This window comes from Colwellia sp. KU-HH00111, from assembly GCF_040362745.1.
GTDB lineage: Bacteria > Pseudomonadota > Gammaproteobacteria > Enterobacterales > Alteromonadaceae > Colwellia.
On record NZ_BAABWO010000002.1, the window covers coordinates 412370 to 431851 of the forward strand.

Below are 19482 nucleotides of genomic sequence, written 5' to 3' on the forward strand. Positions count from 1 at the left end.
AGACTTAATAATGCCCCGTCTACCAAGATTAAATATGCCTGGTGTCGCTCAACATGTGGTGCAAAGAGGTAATAATAGGCAGGCAACCTTTTTTGGTGATGAAGACTACGTGTTATATTTGGATAAGCTCAAGGAATATGGCAAAAAGTATCAAGTCGCTATTCATGCGTATGTTTTGATGACCAACCATGTTCATTTGTTAGTAACGCCAAGCGAATCAAAGGGGTCAGAGTAATTGATTTTGTTTTGCGGATTACATAAGCTGATTTTATTTTAAGAGGGAGATTTAATAATGCCCCGTCTACCAAGATTAAACTTGCCAGGTGTCGCTCAACATGTTGTACAGAGAGGAAATAATAGACAGGTAACATTTTTTAGTGATGAAGACTATACCGTATATTTGGACAAACTAAAGGAATATGGCAAAAAGTATCAAGTCGCTATTCATGCGTATGTTTTGATGACCAACCATGTCCATTTGTTAGTAACACCAAGTACAAAAGATGGTGTAAGCAAGCTGATGCAATCGTTAGGGCGATATTATGTGCGTTATGTTAATCAAACCTACAACAGAACAGGAACATTGTGGGAAGGACGATTTAAATCAACATTAGTTGATAGTGAACATTATTTTTTATTGGTCAGTCGATACATAGAATTAAACCCTGTAGCGGCAGATATGGTTAATCATCCAGCGGAATACCCTTGGTCAAGCTATCATGGCAATGCAGAAGATAAAAAAATAGCTTTGCTGACACCTCATGCTAGTTACCTTGAACTTGGCACTAGCCAGAAAAAAAGAAAAGATGCTTATCGTGAATTGTTTAAGCATCATATCCCTGGCTATACCATTAGAGAAATTCAAGATGCGACAAGCAAGGCTTGGATATTAGGCAATGATCGCTTTAAAGCACAAATAGAAAAACAAACAGGACGGCGTGCATCACCATTGCCTAGAGAGGGCGATCCAAAATCGATAGGATATCGAGAAAACCAATGTCTCTGACCCTTTTGATTTTGACCCTTTTGATTGCTCTGACCCTTTTGATTGAGGAGGTATAGATGTTAATGCCAAGGGACAAATAGGTATTGCCGCAGAAGCATGTGCAGGTATAGTTGCTAAAGGCTGTGTGAGTATCTCAACTAATGTATCATCCCCTAAGCTTAAAGCTATTCGGTCAAATGCCATAAAGGCTAGTTCTCCACAACTTATTGAGTCAAGCAGTGGCGCTCCAGAAATAAAAGCGTGGTATCATCAGTTCGTTCCTGATGTAAGTCCCTCTAGGGTAAGTTATTAAAATGCGTACAATTACATTCTTTATGGTTTTATTCTTATTTAGTTTGAATGCTAATGAGGTACCTGCTAAAGGTGCAAAAACTCTTAAGTGTGATGCGGGTCAATTTGACTGTGTAGAAAAATTAGTAGACATGGCCATTTCTTCTCGACAACAAGAAAAACTTGATGAAGCAATTTCAAAAGTTGAAAAATTAGAGGAAAGCTTTACTTGGAAGGATAACTTTCTTGGAGTTTTATATATGCTTAAAAAATATAATGAGAGCATGAAAAAATCTGAAACACTATTATTGAAAGCTCACAAATCAAAGGGGTCAGAGTAATTGGTTTTCCTTTACTGATAATTTACAATCAGAACCAAAGGGTCAGAGTTATTGATTTTGTTTTGCGGATGACATAAGCTGATTTTAATATAAGAGGGAGACTTAATAATGCCCCGACTACCAAGATTAAATATGCCAGGTGTCGCTCAACATGTGGTGCAAAGAGGTAATAATAGGCAGGCAACCTTTTTTGGTGATGAAGACTACGTGTTATATTTGGATAAGCTCAAGGAATATGGCAAAAAGTATCAAGTCGCTATTCATGCGTATGTTTTGATGACCAACCATGTTCATTTGTTAGTAACACCAAGTACCAATGACGGTGTAAGCAAACTGATGCAATCGTTAGGGCGATATTATGTGCGATATGTTAATCAAACCTATAACCGCACAGGAACATTGTGGGAAGGACGGTTTAAATCAACATTAGTTGATAGTGAACATTATTTTCTATTGGTCAGTCGATACATAGAATTAAACCCAGTAGCGGCAGATATGGTCAATCATCCAGTGGAATACCCTTGGTCGAGCTATCATGGCAATGCAGAAGATAAAAAAATAGCTTTGCTGACACCTCATGCTAGTTACCTTGAACTTGGCACTAGCCAGAAAAAAAGAAAAGCTGCTTATCGTGAATTGTTTAAGCATCATATCCCTGACTATACCATTAAAGAAATTCAAGATGCGACAAGCAAGGCTTGGGTATTAGGCAATGATCGCTTTAAAGCACAAATCGAAAAACAAACAGGACGGCGTGCATCACCATTGCCTAGAGGGGGCGATCGAAAATCGAAAGGATATCGAGAAAACAAAGTGCTCTGACCCTTTTGATAACCCTTTTGATAACCCTTTTGATAATGTCATCAACATGCTAAGTAGAAATGTAAATTGACAAATCTATTAAATTGTTAAACACTGTTTAACATGATTGAGCAAATGTAAAGATCAAATTATGTTAGGCGTTAGATTAGATAATGAGTTAGAAAGTAGGTTGTCTGCATTGGCTGAGCGTACTCATCGTTCTAAAAGTTATCATGCTAAAGAAGCATTAGCTCGTTATATCGAGCAAGAAGAAGCAAAAGAACAAGCTGATAAAGAATCATTAGCAAGATGGGAAGCTTATAAAGAAAATGGTGAATCTGTAAGCAATCAATCAGTAATGAATTGGTTAGACTGTTGGGGTTCTGAGCAGGAAAAACCATGTCCCGAGAAGTAGTTTGGTTACCTGATGCAATAACCGATTTAATGCTGCTCCGAAAATTCATTCAAGACAAAAACCCAAGTGCTGCAAAGAGAGCGGCAGGTAAAATTAGAGAAGGTGCAATAACTCTAATGAGTAACCCTGAATCAGGACGTCCTGTTGAAGGTTTAAGTTCATTTCGAGAAATACTAATTCCTTTTGGCGCAGGAAATTATGTTTTACGTTATAGAGAAGATAACGTTACCATCGTTGTTGTAAGGGTTTGGCACAGTAAAGACGAACGTACTTAAGGTTATATTGATATAGTTAAGTAGCGTTGCTTTTGGCAATGCATTCATAATCCAAAGGGTCGTCAGAGCCAGAGTTTAATTCATTATCGACTCTGTTAAGAGGCCGATGTAAAATCAATGACGCTAACCGTCTGATTATATTTCAAAAAGCCATTCTTTGGTTGATAGTTAGGCTATAAGTGTGCCCTATATATCTAGCTCCTTAAGCTTCCGCGTTAAGGTATTTCGACCCCAGCCGAGTTTTTTTGCCGCATCTTGTTTATGGCCTTGGGTAAATAACAGTGCACGCTCGAGCATTATTTTTTCAAATTCAGGCATGGCGGTGTCTAAAATAGCGCTACTGCCTTTTACTAGTTCCTGATCCATCCAGTCGCTCAGCGCAGCCTGCCAAGAAGATGCTTGTGCGCTTATTTGTGCAGTTTTTTCTGTCAGCTCACTGGGTAAGTCTTCTACTAATATTTCTTGCCCACTTGCCATCACGGTGAGAAATCGGCAAATATTTTCTAACTGTCTCACATTACCGGGCCACTGGCATTGCTGTAAAAAGGCAGCGGCTTTATTGCTGACGGTTTTAGGTTCAACACTTAACTCATTGGCGGCTTGTTTTAGGAAGTGTTGGCTCAATAGCCCGATATCTTCTTTTCGTTCACGCAAGCTAGGTAAGTGGACTCTAATCACATTTAAGCGATGGAATAAATCTTCTCTAAACTCACCGTTGTTGACTCTGTCTTCTAAATTTTGATGAGTGGCGGCGATGATCCTAACATCTACTTGTACTGGTGAGTGTCCACCAACGCGATAAAATTGCCCATCTGACAATACCCGTAATAATCGGGTCTGAATTTCTAGTGGCATATCGCCTATTTCGTCGAGAAATAACGTGCCACCATGGGCTTGTTCAAATCGGCCTTGGCGCACCGAGTTAGCGCCAGTAAACGCGCCTTTTTCATGACCAAATAATTCTGACTCAATTAAATCTTTTGGAATCGCGGCCATATTCAACGGAATAAAGGGGGCCTCTGATCGTGGGCTATGTGAATGCAGTGCATGGGCAACTAATTCTTTACCTGTACCAGATTCGCCATTGATTAAGACACTTATACTTGAGCGTGACAAGCGGCCAATGGCTCGAAATACTTCTTGCATTGCTGGCGCTTCACCAATTAAACCGGCAGCAAGAGGGGTTGCCTCTTTTTGTTTGTTCTTGGCATTTTGCTCGCGCGCATGGGTTAAAGCGCGTTTAGCTAGCGTTACCGCTTCGTCCATATCAAAAGGTTTGGGTAAATATTCAAATGCACCGCCTTTATAGGCATTAACTGCACTATCGAGATCAGAGTGAGCGGTCATAATAATCACAGGGATATTGGGGTGGCTCTTGTTGATTGCACTGAGTAACGTCATACCATCCATATCAGGCATTCTGATATCAGAAATAATGATTTCAGGCTGATCATGGTCAAGCGCTACTAATAAGTTATTAGCGCTTTCAAAAGATGCACTGGTGATATTAGCTTTGACAAAGGCTTTTTCTAATACCCAACGAATTGAGCTATCGTCATCAACTATCCAAACTTGTTCGGTTATCATCATGTTTTCTCTTGAGTTAAAGTGGTGGGCTTGAGTTTTCAGACCCTTTGCTTAAGTTATTTATTGTCGATTAATGGTAAAAGTATAATAAATTCAGTGTGTCCCGGTTGGCTATGACATGAAAGCTTACCATGGTGTTGGTTAATGAGTGTTTGTGCAATGGATAAACCTAAACCGGTGCCATTGGAACGCCCTGAAACCATAGGATAAAACAAGGTGTCTTGAATATTCGCAGGTATGCCTGGGCCATCATCAATAATACTAATTTCTACTGACAATTTTACTCGTTTGCCGTTAATGGTTTTGTTGCTGGCTATTCGGGTTTTTAGCGTAATAGTGTTATCAGGCGAGATTGCTTGAATCGCATTGTTAACTATATTTAAAACCGCTTGCTGTATTTTTTCCTGATCACATTCAATGGTGGGTATTGAAGGGTCATAGTCACGTTTTAACTGTATTTCTTGCTCGCTAGAAAAATTTATCACTTGGCAGACTTTTTCTAGTACAGAATGAATATTATGGCTTTTTATTTGTGGAAGCTGGTTTGGCCCTAATAAACGATCGACTAAATTGGTTAATCTATCCGCTTGTTCAATAATCATAGCGGTGTATTCTTGCTGCTCTGTATCCAATTCTTTATTCAGTAATTGCGCCGCACCGCGCAAGCCTCCGAGTGGGTTTTTAATTTCATGAGCTAGGCCCTTAATTAAGTCGCGGGCTGCTATCCATTGTTGTTGCTGAAAAACTTCAAGACTAATTTGTTTTTGTTGGTCTATTTGTTTGAATTCAATAAGTACATGAGGTGTGCGATTAAATTCTACCGCAGATGCAGTAACTTCGGCGGTAAAACGATGATTTTGGTTAAATGCAATGACAATTTCACTATCGGTAAACTCTTGCCCCGTTGCCAGCAGCTGCACTAAGCGAGATTCAGTGATGGAGGTGTTGGCAAAAACAAAGTCATAAGAACAACCATATAACTTATTTAAACTTTTTATTAGTAACGCTTCTGCAGCAGGGTTTAAATAACAAATGGTTAATTTTTGATCGAGAATAAGTACCGCGGTCACCAGTTGATTAGCCAGTGCTTGCTGATATCCTAATTTACGTTGTTGTATTATTTGCCTAGATTGCAAGGTAAAGCCCCATCATTACACTATTGATGCACCAATTTGGTGCTTTCAATTTTAGTATATTCTATAAAGGTTTTATTTGCAGCGCAAAATGCCGCTATTTGGTGCTAGATAGGGCTAATTAACCGAGGCGCGGTGCATATAAAACGTTATTATATCTGATGATGCAATAACCTTGCCTTTTTCATTTAATAACTGCATTTTTATTTGATGTTCACCGCGGTTGATATTACGTAGCGAAAAGCGGGTATCAGTTTGAGGGGCTTGGTAAGGCTCGCCATCTAAAACTAACTGAATTGTTAAACCCCGTTTAAAAATAGGTTTGATAGTACCTTGAATATATATTGAGCCTGTATTATCTCGAATCGTGCTGTTATTTTTGGGGATATTGATAAGTACTTGATATTCTTCTTTTATAACTTTTTTGTTGATATCTAATACTTGAGTTTCAACTGATGTGGATAATTTAATGACATTGTCAGGTTTGGTTATGACTTCTTCCGAGCCGGGCTTAAAAGTATCTGAATAAACTAGCTCACCCTTTTCATTACGCCACACATACACCTTAGCCGTACCTGCATTTACTGGCGTTGCTATTGCAATGGTAAGTAATATCAATAATAGAGTTTTAATCATAGTAACCTAAGTATATCTGCTTCCTTTAGATATAGCCAAACACCCCTAGTATAAACATAGGTAGTTATAATTTATACAATAATGTTAATATTTACCACTTAAAACTAACTTTCTTTGATTTTAAAGTTGAGCCATAAAAAAAGCCCATCGAAATGGGCTTTATAAAAAAGGTTTATTTTTACAAATTAAACGCTGTAGTACATAGCAAATTCAACAGGGTGAGTTGAGGTGTTAAGTAATTCACAATCAGCGCGCTTAAGGGCAATGTAAGCATCAATCATATCGTCATCCATTACACCACCAGCCGTTAAGAACTCTCTATCTGCTTCTAAAGCATCAAGCGCATCAGTTAATGATGTAGCAACTTGTGGAATCGCTAATGCTTCTTCTGCAGGAAGGTCGTATAAATCTTTATCCATTGCATCACCAGGGTGGATCTTATTTTTGATTCCGTCAAGGCCAGCCATTAACAATGCTGAGAATGCTAAGTAAGGGTTAGCCGCTGGATCAGGGAAGCGAACTTCAATACGTGCCGCTTTTGGTGATGGTACCACTGGAATACGAATTGAAGCAGAGCGGTTAGCAGCTGAATAAGCAAGCATAATTGGCGCTTCAAAATGTGGAACTAAACGTTTGTAAGAGTTAGTAGCTGGGTTAGTAAATGCGTTTAGCGCTTTAGCATGCTTGATGATACCACCAATATAGTAAAGTGCCATTTCAGATAATCCGCCGTATTTATCACCAGAGAATAAGTTAACGCCATCTTTGCCAAGAGATTGATGTACGTGCATACCTGAGCCATTATCACCAACTAGCGGTTTAGGCATGAATGTCGCTGTTTTACCGTATGCGTGTGCTACGTTATGAACCACATACTTATACACTTGAACTTCATCGGCTTTTAATACCATAGTATTAAAGCGACAAGCGATTTCGTTTTGACCTGCCGTCGCAACCTCATGGTGATGTGCTTCAACAACTAAGCCCATATCTTCCATAACTAAACACATTGCTGAACGAATATCTTGTGAAGAATCTACTGGAGATACTGGGAAGTAACCGCCTTTAAGACCAGGACGATGCCCCATGTTGCCTTCTTCATACTCAGTACCTGAATTCCAACATGCTTCTTTATCATCAACTTTAAAGAAAGAACCACTGATATCAGTGTCAAATCGTACATCGTCAAATAAGAAAAACTCTGGCTCTGGACCAATTAATACGGTATCGGCAATACCAGTAGAGCGTAAATACTCTTCAGCACGCTTTGCAACTGAACGAGGGTCACGGCTGTAACCTTGCATAGTATCAGGTTCTACTACATCACAACGAATGTTAAGGGTAACAGCGTCAGTGAAAGGGTCTAATACAGCAGAATCAGCATCTGGCATTAATACCATGTCAGATTTGTTAATGCCTTTCCAACCTTGGATTGAAGAGCCGTCAAACATTTTACCTTCTTCAAAGAAGTCCTCGGTAACTTGATGATGAGGAATAGAAACGTGTTGCTCTTTACCTTTGGTATCAGTAAAACGAAGGTCAATAAATTTGACGTCGTGTTCTTCTATTAAATCGAATACTGCTTGTGACATTTTGTCTCTCCAGTGGAAGTTAGTGTTAATTTTTTTGGTAAGCACCAATTGTTATGGCAAACAATAAGCTAATAGTATGCCAACTATAAAACCCTTTATAAACAAGCTCTTGCTTTTGATTAAAATACATCCTTGCACTGCTTTGGTGCGATGTGGGATCTTTATGGTGCATTCAAGCTTTCGTTGCATTTACTATAGACTATTTCATTCGATATTCCTGTAATTAATTGGCACTATTCGATGCTTTATTGTTATGGATTAAGCGTTATTTTTCTAAAAAAGGTGTTTTAGATAAGTGATATCTTTTTAAGCAAATCTGCTGTATAATGCGCGCCCAATTATAGCCCTAGTTATTTATATGCTGCCTTGTGTTTAGTTAGCTTATGAAATAATAGTAACAGCGAGTAAACGCCTGTGTTAGATAAATTACGTAACGTTGCCATCATTGCCCACGTTGATCACGGAAAAACCACTTTAGTAGATAAATTATTAGAACAGTCAGGTACGCTAGACGCACGAGGCGGTCTAGAAGAACGTACAATGGATTCAAATGATATCGAAAAAGAGCGTGGTATCACCATTTTAGCAAAAAATACCGCAATTAACTGGAACGACTACCGTGTAAATATCGTAGATACTCCTGGTCATGCTGACTTTGGTGGTGAAGTAGAACGTGTTATGTCAATGGTTGATTCAGTATTATTGATTGTTGATGCGCAAGAGGGGCCAATGCCGCAAACACGTTTTGTGACGCAAAAAGCCTTTGCTCAAGGTTTAAAGCCAATTCTAGTCATTAACAAAATTGATAAGCCTGGCTCTCGTCCTGATTGGGTTATGGATCAAGTATTTGAATTATTTGATAACCTTGGTGCAACTGACGAACAACTTGATTTTAAAGTTGTGTACGCCTCAGCAATCAATGGCTGGGCAACGTTAGAAGAAGGTGCTGTTGGTACAGACATGACACCGTTATTTGATACCATCATCAACGAAGTCCCTTCGCCTGTTGCCGACCCAGATGGCGCATTTCAAATGCAAATATCACAACTTGATTACAGTTCTTATTTAGGTGTAATTGGCGTTGGTCGTATTACCCGTGGTAGTGTAAAACCTAATCAACAAGTGACAGTGCAATGTGCAAATGGCAACATTCATAATGGTAAAGTAGGTAAAGTATTTGGTTACTTAGGCCTAGAACGCTATGAGTCTGAGGTTGCTGAAGCAGGTGATATTATCGCTATTACTGGTTTAGGTGAATTGAAAATATCTGACACTATTTGTTGTCCAAATGAAGTGGTTGGTTTACCTGCCTTGTCTATTGATGAGCCGACCATCAATATGACTTTCCAAGTCAATACCTCACCATTTTGTGGTAAAGAAGGTAAGTATGTTACCTCTCGTAATATCAAAGACCGGTTAGAAAAAGAATTAGTGCATAATGTTGCATTACGTGTTGAGCAGCTTGATGATCCAGATAAATTTAAAGTATCAGGTCGAGGTGAGTTGCACTTAGGCATACTTATTGAAAACATGCGTCGTGAAGGTTACGAATTGGCGGTATCACGCCCTGAAGTAATTATTCGTGAAGTTGATGGTGAGCTACAAGAACCCTACGAAACCGTAACCATTGATGTAGAAGAAGTACATCAAGGGTCTATTATGGAAAAAATGGGAACCCGCAAGGCTGAATTAACTGATATGGCGCCTGATGGCACTGGCCGTATTCGTATGGATTTCATCATGCCTAGCCGTGGCTTGATTGGTTTCCAAACTGAGTTTATGACCTTAACCTCTGGCTCTGGTTTGATTTACCACACATTCTTCGAGTATGGTCCTCACAAAGGTGGTGATATAGGCCAACGTAAAAATGGTGTAATGATCGCAAATGCTACGGGTAAAGCCTTAACTAATGCAATATTTAACCTACAATCACGTGGCAGAATGATGATCGGTCATGGTGTTGATGTTTATGAAGGTCAAGTTATTGGTATTCATAGTCGTGATAACGACTTAACCGTGAATGCGCTTAAAGGTAAGCAACTAACTAACGTGCGTTCATCGGGAACTGATGAAGCGCAAACGTTAACACCACCTATTTTAATGTCATTAGAGCAAGCGTTAGAATTTATTGATAACGATGAGCTGGTAGAAGTAACACCAGATAACATTCGTATCCGTAAGAAGTTCTTAAAAGAGAGCGATCGTAAACGTGAAGGCCGCAGTGCTAAGTAGAGTTTAGATACGCTAGCGTTATTAAAAAAGCCGTTTGATGGTGTATCAAGCGGCTTTTTTTGTAATCGCAGTTATTAATCCGTTTGGTATAAGCCATAGCTCACCCAAAAAGTATTGCATTACATTACATTACGTTGCGTTAGTTATCGTTTTTATAAGTAGCGGCATCTAAAATTGAATATAAATGAAAAATACCGGCAATAATTGCTGGAATTATCAACCACCAGAGTGCATAGCCACCCACGCAAACAATTGCAAAAATAATTGCAGGTAAAACCCTTCCTTGCACTAACTGCCCTAAGCCGGGAAAAAATATATTACATATTGCCGCAATTACATTACCACCTGAACCTTGACCTGCCATTTTGTCTCCTCATCTACCCAAGTGTAGTTAAAAGCTTTCTGGTTAGTTAGCTTGGGTATTACTAGTAAATATTAAGAGGTTATCATAATATATTACAAACCATTTAAATATCACATAATTGTTAGCAAATATGAGTTCTTTGCAAATGTTTTTTAAACAAATTAAGCACACTTTGTCTTGGCGACATTGTTTTTCGTTTATGCGTTATTTACAAAAGCGTGTTGCCCAAGCACAGTTGCAAGTAGTTGCAGGATATCTTTCCTATGTCAGCTTAATGTCACTAGTGCCTCTGATGGTAGTTGCTTTATCGGTGGCAACTGCCTTTCCAATTTTTGCTGATTTTCATCAAAGTGTACAACAGTTTGTGTATGATAACTTTGTTCCTACCGCCAGTGATGTTGTGCAGCAATACATGTCTACGTTTGTTGCTAATGCCTCTAAAATGTCAGCGGTCGCTTTATCATTTTTATTTGTCGCGGCCTTATTATTGATTTCGGTTATTGATAAAACCTTTAATAATATTTGGCAGGTAAATAAAAAACGTCGTGTGATTACTTCGTTTTCAATGTATTGGATGATCTTAACATTAGGGCCTATTTTGGTTGGTGCAAGTATTGCTATCACCTCTTATATTGTTTCACTGGTGTCACTGGGTGTAGACGATAGTATTGGTATCACGAGTCTTTTTTTTAGGGTGTTGCCCTTATTGTCATCAATGGCTGCTTTTGTGTTGCTGTATATGTTAGTGCCCAATAAAACAGTACCCTTTAAATATGCAATTTCAGGCGCTTTGTTTGCTGCTATTTTGTTTGAGTTAGCAAAAAAAATATTTGCTCTTTACTTAACCGCTTTTCCTTCATATCAAGCTATTTATGGCGCATTAGCGATTGTACCTATTTTATTTTTGTGGGTGTATTTATCTTGGTTAATCGTATTAGGTGGTGCGGTCATTACCGTATCATTACAAGAATATGAATTAGAGAGTGAAGACGTATGATTGCCTTAATACAACGCGTAAGCTCGGCAAGTGTGACAGTGGATAATGCCGTTATTGGTGAAATAGCACAGGGATTGTTGGTGTTGTTAGCCGTTCAACCTGAAGATACTGAAGCGAAAGCCAAACGCCTTGCAGAGCGTGTGGCTGGCTATCGAGTATTCAATGATGCTCAAGGTAAAATGAACCTTAATGTTAAGCAAGTGGGCGGTGATATTTTGGTGGTATCACAATTTACCTTAGCGGCAGATACAACAAGTGGTATGCGCCCAAGTTTTACCTCGGCGGCTAAACCTGAATTTAGTAATGAGCTTTATCAATATTTTTGTCAGCAACTAAGAACACAAGGCTTTAAAGTGCCTACAGGTGAGTTTGCTGCCGATATGAAAGTACAGCTATTAAATGATGGGCCGGTTACTTTTACACTTACAATTTAACCCTATAGGCCGCTAGATGTTTTTTCCATGCTGCCAAAAATTCTGCCACTTCGAGAATATAGATTTCGGTAAATAACTGTAGCTGTTTCGCTTTGAACGTTTATAAATTTGCCATTGCTTAGGTAATAAATGTATCACAATATTTAAATAGTTGGGTACATGAAAATAGGTGATGTTATGATCCCTTGAGACTTGTTGGAGTATGGTAAGCAGCAAATTAACTTCTTGGTCAGTTGCATCGGGTAAGTTAATAGACAAACAAGTACTTGGCGTTATATGGCGAGTTAAATGCGTCAATTGATTCACGGCACTATTATAGCTTTGAATGTCTTGTTGATAAATATCGCAAATAAACCAGTCATAAATCAATGTGTTTTGGAGTAACCATTGTGTGCTATCACTATATATTAGGTGTACAGGATTGCTTTGCGGGTTGAAAAACTGGTTAAAGCAGTCAATGACTTCACTGTAGTGTTCCACACTATCAATAGTGATCGCGGAGGATAAGTGCGATATAAAGCGTTGAATATTCCCCCCTCCTAAGCCTAACTCAACAATACGGTTGGGTTTAAAAAACAATAAGGGTAACATTAGCGCAGTTTGATGGGGCAAGGTTAATCGCCATGGTTTACGCTTAAGCATAACACTCTGAATCACTTGTTCGCCTTCAGGGCTAGCAAATGCTAGCCACCGATAATATGCATTTTCGCTAACGGATAAACGCTGATTACTTTGGCTTAAGTACAATAAATTTCCTTGCGCAATGTGTTTTGCTAATTGCATAATTCTCCTAGTTTCAATGTAGACAATAAACGTTACTCTACTAAGGATAGACAATGAACACCCTAAGAGCACCTAATACCGATGATGAATTCTTACAATACTACCACTTACGCTGGCAGATATTGAGAAAACCTTGGCAACAAGCGCTAGGAAGTGAGCAAGATGAGCATGAGCAGCACGCGATTCACCGTATGGTCATTGATGAAAATGCTCAAGTGTTAGCCGTTGGTCGCCTAGAAAAATTAGCCGGGCTGCAAGGAAAAATTCGTTACATGGCGGTTGCTGAGCGCATGCAAGGGCAAGGATTAGGCCAACAAATAATTAACGAACTAGAAGCACAGGCATGTAAGTTCGGTTTAACAGAAATTTGCCTCAATGCCCGTGAGCAGGCAATCGCTTTTTATCAACAATTGGGATACGAAAATCAAGGGTTTTCCCATACCTTGTATGATGAAGTCAAGCATTACCGTATGAGCAAAAAACTCACGAGCCATGCTAAACATCAAGCAATACCGGCACAAACCCTTCAAGATATTTGGCATAGCACCATTCCATTAAGTAAAGCCATGGCTTTACAAATAAGTTACTATGATAGTAAAGAACTGCTGACCAATTGTGATGCACAATTTAATCAAAATTTGCATCACACCATGTTTGCTGGCAGCATTTATACCTTGGCTACACTAACGGGCTGGGGTTGGGTGTATTTGGCTATGCAAGAACAACAACAAACCCAGGCTAACTTAGATGGCGATATTGTGTTAGCCCAAGCTGACATTCGCTATCATAGTCCAATTAAAGGTTTGGCTTATGCTCAAGTACTCCAGCATGAGGTGTCAGGAACATTTGATAATTTAGCGCAAGGTAAAAAAGCACGTATTAAGTTAGTTGCCCATGTTTACTGTGGCGACAAGATAGCTGCCACTTTTACCGGTAGTTACTTTATTATACCCAAATAAATGGAGAATATTATGCCTCATAAATACCTGTTACTAGTGCTGATGTTAGCGAGTTTTTTCACTTTAGCGCACAAAAACGATCAACATAAAACGATAGAGCAAGCCATTACCCAATCGTTAGATCAATTTCATCATGCAGCGGCAGAGGCCAATGCATCGGTATATTTAGGTTTGTTAACTTCAGATGCTATTTTTTTAGGTACTGATGCCAGCGAGCGTTGGACTAAAAAGCAATTTACTGAATTTGTTTTGCCGCACTTTAACCAAGGCAATGGTTGGTTATACCAAGTCAAAGAAAGGAATATAAGCTTAATAAAACATAGTAAGGTAGCCTTTTTTGATGAAATATTAGAAAACCAAAAATATGGCTTTTGTCGTGGCTCGGGTGTTTTAATTCAGACCGAACAAGGCTGGAAAATCAGCCAGTATAATCTATCTTTTTTGGTTCCCAATGGCGTTGCTAAAACTGTAGTTGAACAAATTAAACATTTTAAACAGGAACCGTAATGTATAACGCGAATGATACCGAACAAACTGACTTATCCGTTGGTATTATAGGATGTGGCTGGTTAGGCAAAGCACTAGCGGTTGCTTTAATAGAAAAAGGGGGTTCAATTCTTGCTACCAGTAGTAAGCAAGAGAATGTTGATAAGCTTATTCAGCAAGGAATCAACGCACAGCAACTGCTTGTGCCAAGCCAGAACGAACAGCTGTCACAACAGGATGTTTTTGCCCAACATTATTTGGTTATTGCAATCACCCCTCAATTTAAAAAAGGCCGAACTGACTACGCTGATAAAATAGCGCAATTGGTTAATGCAGCACAAAAACGAGGGATCACTCAACGTATAATTATGTTATCTACCACTGGGGTTTATCAAGGGCTCACAGGTATTGTTAATGAAGAAAGCCGTCTAAATACCACTATTGCTAAAGTTGCTATGATTGAAGCTGCGGAGCAAGTAGTGCTAAAGTTTAAGCCGCAAGCTAATGTGATCCGGCTAGCTGGTTTACTTGGGCCAGACCGTCACCCGCGTAAATTTGTTTTGGCCAATAAAACGCTGACTGACTCCATGGCACCAGTTAATTTTATTCACCAACAAGATGCCGTGGGATTAATTGAGTCTTTGTTAACGACGGGCGCAAATTCTGGAATTTTCAATGGAGTTTGTGATACGCATGTTAGTAAACGGCATTTTTATCAAGTAGCAACTAAAGCTTTGCCACTTGATGCGGCTGTTTTGTCGTCAAATGGTGCAAATGATATAGACAAAATTGTCAGTGGTGACAAAGCTAAACAAGGTTTAAATTATAAGTTTATTTACCCTGAGCTACTCACTTGGCTATAATAGTGCTACTTGTGCCTGTTATTGGTTTTATTTTTGACTGTTTTTACTCATGCTTTTCTTAGCCGTCATCGTCTTAAGTTAGTCTTTGTTGCGATTTGGTTACACGTTTCTGTACTAGATTTATTCGTAATCACCTACCGTGGACCGATATTTTTGTGGCAACAAAATGCTCAGCTACTGACCTTAGTGGTGCATTTTTCTATTGCCTTTGCGACCACACTTTTTTACTACTTAATCAATAAACACTTGAAAAATCGTAGCAAAGGTCATTGTAAAAAAACTAACCACAAGACCCCCTCGTGATGCGAATAGTATTAGCGCCGATGGAAGGCGTACTTGATCATTTAATGCGAGGGTTACTCACCGAAATTGGTGGGTATGACTTATGTGTTACTGAGTTTGTTCGCGTAGTTGAGCAAACTATTTCAGATAAGGCGTTCTATCGAGCCTGTCCGGAATTAAAAAATGCTAATGCTTATGGCAGCACTACCGCAGCAGGAACACCTGTAAGAGTACAGCTATTAGGTCAAAATCCCGTTTGTATGGCTGATAATGCCGCTAAAGTCATCGAATTGGGTTCACATGGTGTAGATATTAATTTTGGTTGCCCGTCAAAAATGGTTAATAGCAATCGAGGAGGCGCGATTTTATTAAAAGATCCAGACAACCTTTATCAAATTGTGAGTGCAGTGAAAAAAGCAGTGCCAACAGATGCTATTGTCAGTGCTAAAATTCGCCTTGGCTATGAAGATAAAAGCCTTGCCATTGAAAATGCGCAAGCCATTGAAGCGGCAGGAGCGAATGAATTAACCGTGCATGCACGCACTAAAATTGAAGGCTATAAGCCTCCAGCCCATTGGCAATGGATAGCTAAAATAAAACAGAATATAAGCATTCCAGTGATAGCAAATGGCGATATTTTTAATTTGAGTGATGCCAATAAATGTCGTGAAGTATCTACTTGTACCGATATTATGGTTGGACGCGGTGCATTAATGCTGCCTAATTTAGCTCAACTGATCAAAGGGCAAGGAAATGACCCTGAACACCCCAAAGTGAATGCTATGCCTTGGCATGAAGTACAAACATTATTACTAGCATATACTCGCTTTGAAACTTACGGTGATAAGAGCAAGTATTATCCTAATCGTATTAAACAATGGCTTAAGTATCTTAAACTTCAATACGCAGAAGCCGACCAGTTGTTCCAAGAAATACGTACGCTAAAAACAGCAGAAGCAATCAGCGAAAAGTTGTAGGGGCAACAATTACTGCTGCTCAATTTGCAACTCAACTGATGCTATATAGAAAGTACTTTCACCTTCAAACCCTGAATCAATTGACAAATACACCCATGCTTCACCATTTGCATTAGTAGTTAACACAAAGGATTCATCATTAGTAAGTGGTTTTATCTCCCAAACTGGGTTGGCAAAAAAATCATCGTCGCAAGGTATTGGTAGACCAATATGACCTAATACAACCACATCATCACCACCGGATTGACCATCATTTATATCGATACGATACATGGTGGAACTACCACTACCGTCTATCAACTTATTCGGCTCCTGTGCAAGTAGCGCTGCCTTAACCTTAACGCTTTGTCCGGGCGAGCCGCCGATACCAACGCAAGCATCAGACATAAAAGTGACTAGTTCGACGTTAAAATTCACGTTAAACAGACTATCGCCCTTCAACCCCGTAATTTTCTTTTTAATAAAACCTTTTATATCATCAGAATAATTACGCCACTGGAACATAATACCTTGTCGGTATTCATAAGGTGATGGCAAGGAGGTTAGCTCAGATCGTATTTTACCATTCAACTCGTGGTCAACATCATGATCTGCGGTATCAATTGTAAAACCTAGATCGGACTCAGAAAAATCATAGCTTAGGGTTAATGATTGCTTTTCGGGAACGGGCGCAGTAGGTGTGATGCCACTGTCGCTACTTGCGCCACCGCCACAAGCAATTAATACAAGACAGAGTGAAGCAGGGAGCATGAATTTTAATGACATTAGCAGATTTCCTTATCAGATAATTTATAAATCAAGATATAGCAGCAACAATAACTTACTAAAGAAACGCTGCTTTATCAATAGCTAAGAAAGCCAGTGTTGAGCTTTGGCTTTACTAACCCATCGCACTAATGCAATAGCAATAATTACCACCATTATCGGCATTATGGCACCGCTAGCACCAAGTACTTCAAACGAGTTGCTGATTATAAAAGCGTGAAACATTTGTATAATCACCCCAGCCAATGACAGAATTAACAGCGGCTGTGCGAGTACTTTTTTCATTAATAAGGCGAGCGAGCCAAGCGCTCCAGCAAAAACAGCGCAAGCAAAGGCAATGGTTGCCCATAATGGAATGGTACGATAAAGAGTTTGCTCAGCTTGGGGTAATTGCGCCATCATTTCATCGGTCATTGTTACTTGCCCGACAAACGCTAATACGCCCATTAAATTCCACACTAAAGCAAGCGTGGCTGCAATGGTGAACCACTTAGGGATAGATCCTTGGGTATTGGTAGTATCTTGCGTGTTCTCGGTCATGAGGTGCCCCTGTTATAATTATTGTAACCGGTTATTGTCATCGGTAGTCGGGTGATTGCTAACGAGTCTTATTTAAATTTACACCGAGTTGATTTTTTTGCAAGTTTTGCTTAAAAAAATGGGTGCTTATTAGCACCCATTTACTCATTAAAAATTAATCAAATAAGTCGTTAAAAACTGGGCAATAACTGCTCAGGCATAAACTGGTTTAAATCACCATCACTGATGATAGCTGAGGCTTCGACAATATCAGGGGCAAAGTATCGGTCTTTATCATAAAAAGTCACCGTTTCACGCAGCATAGCTTTTGCTTGTTCGATAATAGGTGAGCCTTTTAACGGCGCTCTAAAATCTAACCCTTGTGCAGCAGCCAGATATTCTACAGCCAATACGCCATTGGTATTTTCACTCATATCGGTTAATCGTCGACCTGCAAAAGCAGCCATAGACACATGATCTTCTTGATTGGCCGATGTCGGTAAGCTATCCACTGATGCTGGGTGAGCTAAGGTTTTATTCTCTGACGCTAGTGCCGCTGAAGTGACTTGGGCGATCATAAAGCCAGAATTAACACCGCCATTATCTACTAAAAATGGAGGGAGTTTACTTAAGCTAGCATCAATAAGTAATGCCATACGACGCTCCGACAGTGAGCCTATTTCGGCGATTGCTAGCGCTAAGTTATCAGCAGCCATCGCAACTGGCTCAGCATGGAAATTACCAGCGGAAATAAAATCACCCTCATTGGCAAAGACTAACGGGTTGTCGGTAACGCCATTAGCTTCAACATGAAGTACGGTGGCGGCTTGACGAATTTGCGTTAAGCAAGCGCCCATCACTTGCGGCTGACAGCGCAGCGAATAGGGGTCTTGCACTTTTTCACAATCAACGTGTGATTGGGCAATTTCAGAATCTTCAGTCATGACATGACGATAAGCACTGGCGGCATCAATTTGACCTTGCTGACCACGAACAAAATGCACACGATGATCAAACGGTGCTCGGCTGCCTTTTGCCGCTTCAACTGTTAAAGCGCCAATCACTGTACCTGCGGCATACAAATCTTCGGCTAAAAATAAGCCTTCTAATGAAAATGCGGTAGAGGCCTGTGTACCATTAAGCAATGCTAAGCCTTCTTTTGCCGCTAAAGTAATTGGCTCAAGCCCCGCAATTTTCAAACCTTCTTTAGCAGGAATAATTTGATCTTGATAAGACATTTCACCTTCGCCAAGTAAAGGTAACACCATATGCGATAATGGCGCTAAGTCGCCAGAGGCGCCCACTGAGCCTTTTTTCGGGACACAAGGATAAACTTGGGCATTAAGTAAGGTAATAAGTGCTTGAATAACACTTAAACGAATACCTGAAAACCCGCGAGATAAGGAGTTAATTTTTAGCACCATCATCAAACGCACAGTGCAATCTTCCATGTATTCACCAAAACCGGCTGAATGTGACAGTACAATTGAACGTTGTAACAGCTCTAATTCATCATTTTTAATACGGGTGCTAGCCAGTAAACCAAAGCCAGTATTAATACCGTAGACAACGCGATTATCTTTAATCACTTGTTGTACGGCCGCAGCACTTTTATTGATATCATCAAAAGCACTTTCATCTAAAGAATACTCAATACCGTCATAACGGTTTACCGCACGAAGTTGTGCTAGGGTTAGTTGCCCGGGGATAATATTTAATTGTGTTATTGGTGTCATAATTTTCTCTATATCATTCTTTTTCAAGT

22 protein-coding genes are annotated in these 19482 nt (G+C 39.6%); 13 read left to right on the plus strand and 9 right to left on the minus strand.

Annotation, left to right across the window (positions count from 1 at the left end; all coding sequences use genetic code 11):
• The first annotated feature begins 10 nt into the window (after positions 1-10).
• From ABXG98_RS06085 to ABXG98_RS06110, 6 genes are all read left to right on the plus strand, one after another.
• Positions 11-235 carry a transposase gene (locus tag ABXG98_RS06085; RefSeq protein ID WP_353537805.1) on the plus strand — a complete coding sequence of 75 codons (225 nt, stop codon included), beginning with the start codon at positions 11-13 and terminating at the stop codon, positions 233-235.
• A 57-nt stretch (positions 236-292) separates the two neighbouring features.
• Complete coding sequence (locus tag ABXG98_RS06090; RefSeq protein ID WP_353537806.1) at positions 293-1006, plus strand: transposase; 714 nt, start codon at positions 293-295, stop codon at positions 1004-1006.
• A gap of 293 nt (positions 1007-1299) precedes the next feature.
• Complete coding sequence (locus tag ABXG98_RS06095; RefSeq protein WP_353537807.1) at positions 1300-1617, plus strand: hypothetical protein; 318 nt, start codon at positions 1300-1302, stop codon at positions 1615-1617.
• A 108-nt stretch (positions 1618-1725) separates the two neighbouring features.
• A complete protein-coding gene (locus ABXG98_RS06100) occupies positions 1726-2439 on the plus strand; it encodes a transposase (RefSeq protein WP_353537808.1) in 714 nt (237 codons plus the stop codon).
• Between the two features lie 130 nt (positions 2440-2569).
• Complete coding sequence (locus ABXG98_RS06105; RefSeq protein ID WP_353537809.1) at positions 2570-2833, plus strand: CopG family ribbon-helix-helix protein; 264 nt, start codon at positions 2570-2572, stop codon at positions 2831-2833.
• Positions 2818-3108, plus strand: coding sequence for a type II toxin-antitoxin system RelE/ParE family toxin (locus tag ABXG98_RS06110; protein ID WP_353537810.1), 291 nt, complete (start codon positions 2818-2820; stop codon positions 3106-3108). The genes ABXG98_RS06105 and ABXG98_RS06110 overlap by 16 nt, the downstream gene beginning before the upstream one ends.
• 186 nt (positions 3109-3294) lie before the next feature.
• On the opposite strand, the gene glnG is transcribed toward ABXG98_RS06110, so the two are convergent.
• The 4 genes from glnG to glnA all read right to left on the minus strand — a co-directional run bounded on the left by glnG (position 3295) and on the right by glnA (position 8056).
• Positions 3295-4695: a nitrogen regulation protein NR(I) gene (gene glnG, locus ABXG98_RS06115; protein WP_353537995.1), complete on the minus strand. Its 1401-nt coding sequence runs from the start codon at positions 4693-4695 to the stop codon at positions 3295-3297.
• Between the two features lie 56 nt (positions 4696-4751).
• Positions 4752-5831 (minus strand): nitrogen regulation protein NR(II), encoded by a 1080-nt coding sequence (gene glnL / locus ABXG98_RS06120; protein WP_353537811.1) that lies wholly within the window; start codon positions 5829-5831, stop codon positions 4752-4754.
• Between the two features lie 114 nt (positions 5832-5945).
• The gene (locus ABXG98_RS06125) at positions 5946-6464 is read right to left on the minus strand and encodes a DUF4124 domain-containing protein (RefSeq protein WP_353537812.1); all 519 of its coding nucleotides are present in this window, start codon (positions 6462-6464) and stop codon (positions 5946-5948) included.
• 185 nt (positions 6465-6649) lie between these two features.
• Complete coding sequence (glnA, locus tag ABXG98_RS06130; protein WP_353537813.1) at positions 6650-8056, minus strand: glutamate--ammonia ligase; 1407 nt, start codon at positions 8054-8056, stop codon at positions 6650-6652.
• 414 nt (positions 8057-8470) lie between these two features.
• Between glnA and typA the strand changes: the two genes are divergently transcribed.
• Positions 8471-10288, plus strand: a complete 1818-nt coding sequence (gene typA / locus ABXG98_RS06135; protein WP_353537814.1) for a translational GTPase TypA — start codon at positions 8471-8473, stop codon at positions 10286-10288.
• Positions 10289-10427: 139 nt separating this feature from the next.
• On the opposite strand, the gene ABXG98_RS06140 is transcribed toward typA, so the two are convergent.
• Positions 10428-10652 carry a hypothetical protein gene (locus tag ABXG98_RS06140; protein WP_353537815.1) on the minus strand — a complete coding sequence of 75 codons (225 nt, stop codon included), beginning with the start codon at positions 10650-10652 and terminating at the stop codon, positions 10428-10430.
• 145 nt (positions 10653-10797) lie between these two features.
• Between ABXG98_RS06140 and ABXG98_RS06145 the strand changes: the two genes are divergently transcribed.
• Together ABXG98_RS06145 and dtd are read left to right on the plus strand one after the other, a co-directional pair.
• Positions 10798-11649 (plus strand): virulence factor BrkB family protein, encoded by an 852-nt coding sequence (locus ABXG98_RS06145; protein ID WP_353537816.1) that lies wholly within the window; start codon positions 10798-10800, stop codon positions 11647-11649.
• A complete protein-coding gene (gene dtd, locus ABXG98_RS06150) occupies positions 11646-12083 on the plus strand; it encodes a D-aminoacyl-tRNA deacylase (RefSeq protein WP_353537817.1) in 438 nt (145 codons plus the stop codon). The genes ABXG98_RS06145 and dtd overlap by 4 nt, the downstream gene beginning before the upstream one ends.
• 12 nt (positions 12084-12095) lie before the next feature.
• On the opposite strand, the gene ABXG98_RS06155 is transcribed toward dtd, so the two are convergent.
• Complete coding sequence (locus tag ABXG98_RS06155; protein ID WP_353537818.1) at positions 12096-12866, minus strand: class I SAM-dependent methyltransferase; 771 nt, start codon at positions 12864-12866, stop codon at positions 12096-12098.
• A gap of 53 nt (positions 12867-12919) precedes the next feature.
• On the opposite strand from ABXG98_RS06155, the gene ABXG98_RS06160 reads away from it, so the two are divergent.
• From ABXG98_RS06160 to ABXG98_RS06175, 4 genes are all read left to right on the plus strand, one after another.
• Positions 12920-13825, plus strand: coding sequence for a bifunctional GNAT family N-acetyltransferase/hotdog fold thioesterase (locus tag ABXG98_RS06160; RefSeq protein ID WP_353537819.1), 906 nt, complete (start codon positions 12920-12922; stop codon positions 13823-13825).
• Between the two features lie 12 nt (positions 13826-13837).
• Positions 13838-14332: a nuclear transport factor 2 family protein gene (locus tag ABXG98_RS06165; protein ID WP_353537820.1), complete on the plus strand. Its 495-nt coding sequence runs from the start codon at positions 13838-13840 to the stop codon at positions 14330-14332.
• Positions 14332-15174 (plus strand): NAD(P)-binding domain-containing protein, encoded by an 843-nt coding sequence (locus ABXG98_RS06170; RefSeq protein WP_353537821.1) that lies wholly within the window; start codon positions 14332-14334, stop codon positions 15172-15174. Before ABXG98_RS06165 ends, ABXG98_RS06170 begins: the two co-directional genes overlap by 1 nt.
• A gap of 302 nt (positions 15175-15476) precedes the next feature.
• On the plus strand, positions 15477-16433 hold the full coding sequence (locus tag ABXG98_RS06175) for a tRNA-dihydrouridine synthase (protein WP_353537996.1): 957 nt from the start codon (positions 15477-15479) through the stop codon (positions 16431-16433).
• Positions 16434-16442: 9 nt separating this feature from the next.
• Here ABXG98_RS06175 and ABXG98_RS06180 read toward each other — a convergent pair whose 3' ends face one another.
• From ABXG98_RS06180 to hutH, 3 genes are all read right to left on the minus strand, one after another.
• Positions 16443-17198 carry a hypothetical protein gene (locus ABXG98_RS06180; RefSeq protein WP_353537822.1) on the minus strand — a complete coding sequence of 252 codons (756 nt, stop codon included), beginning with the start codon at positions 17196-17198 and terminating at the stop codon, positions 16443-16445.
• 84 nt (positions 17199-17282) lie between these two features.
• The gene (locus tag ABXG98_RS06185; protein WP_353537823.1) at positions 17283-17738 is read right to left on the minus strand and encodes a hypothetical protein; all 456 of its coding nucleotides are present in this window, start codon (positions 17736-17738) and stop codon (positions 17283-17285) included.
• A 170-nt stretch (positions 17739-17908) separates the two neighbouring features.
• Positions 17909-19453 (minus strand): histidine ammonia-lyase, encoded by a 1545-nt coding sequence (hutH, locus tag ABXG98_RS06190; RefSeq protein ID WP_353537824.1) that lies wholly within the window; start codon positions 19451-19453, stop codon positions 17909-17911.
• Between the last annotated feature and the right edge of the window lie 29 nt (positions 19454-19482).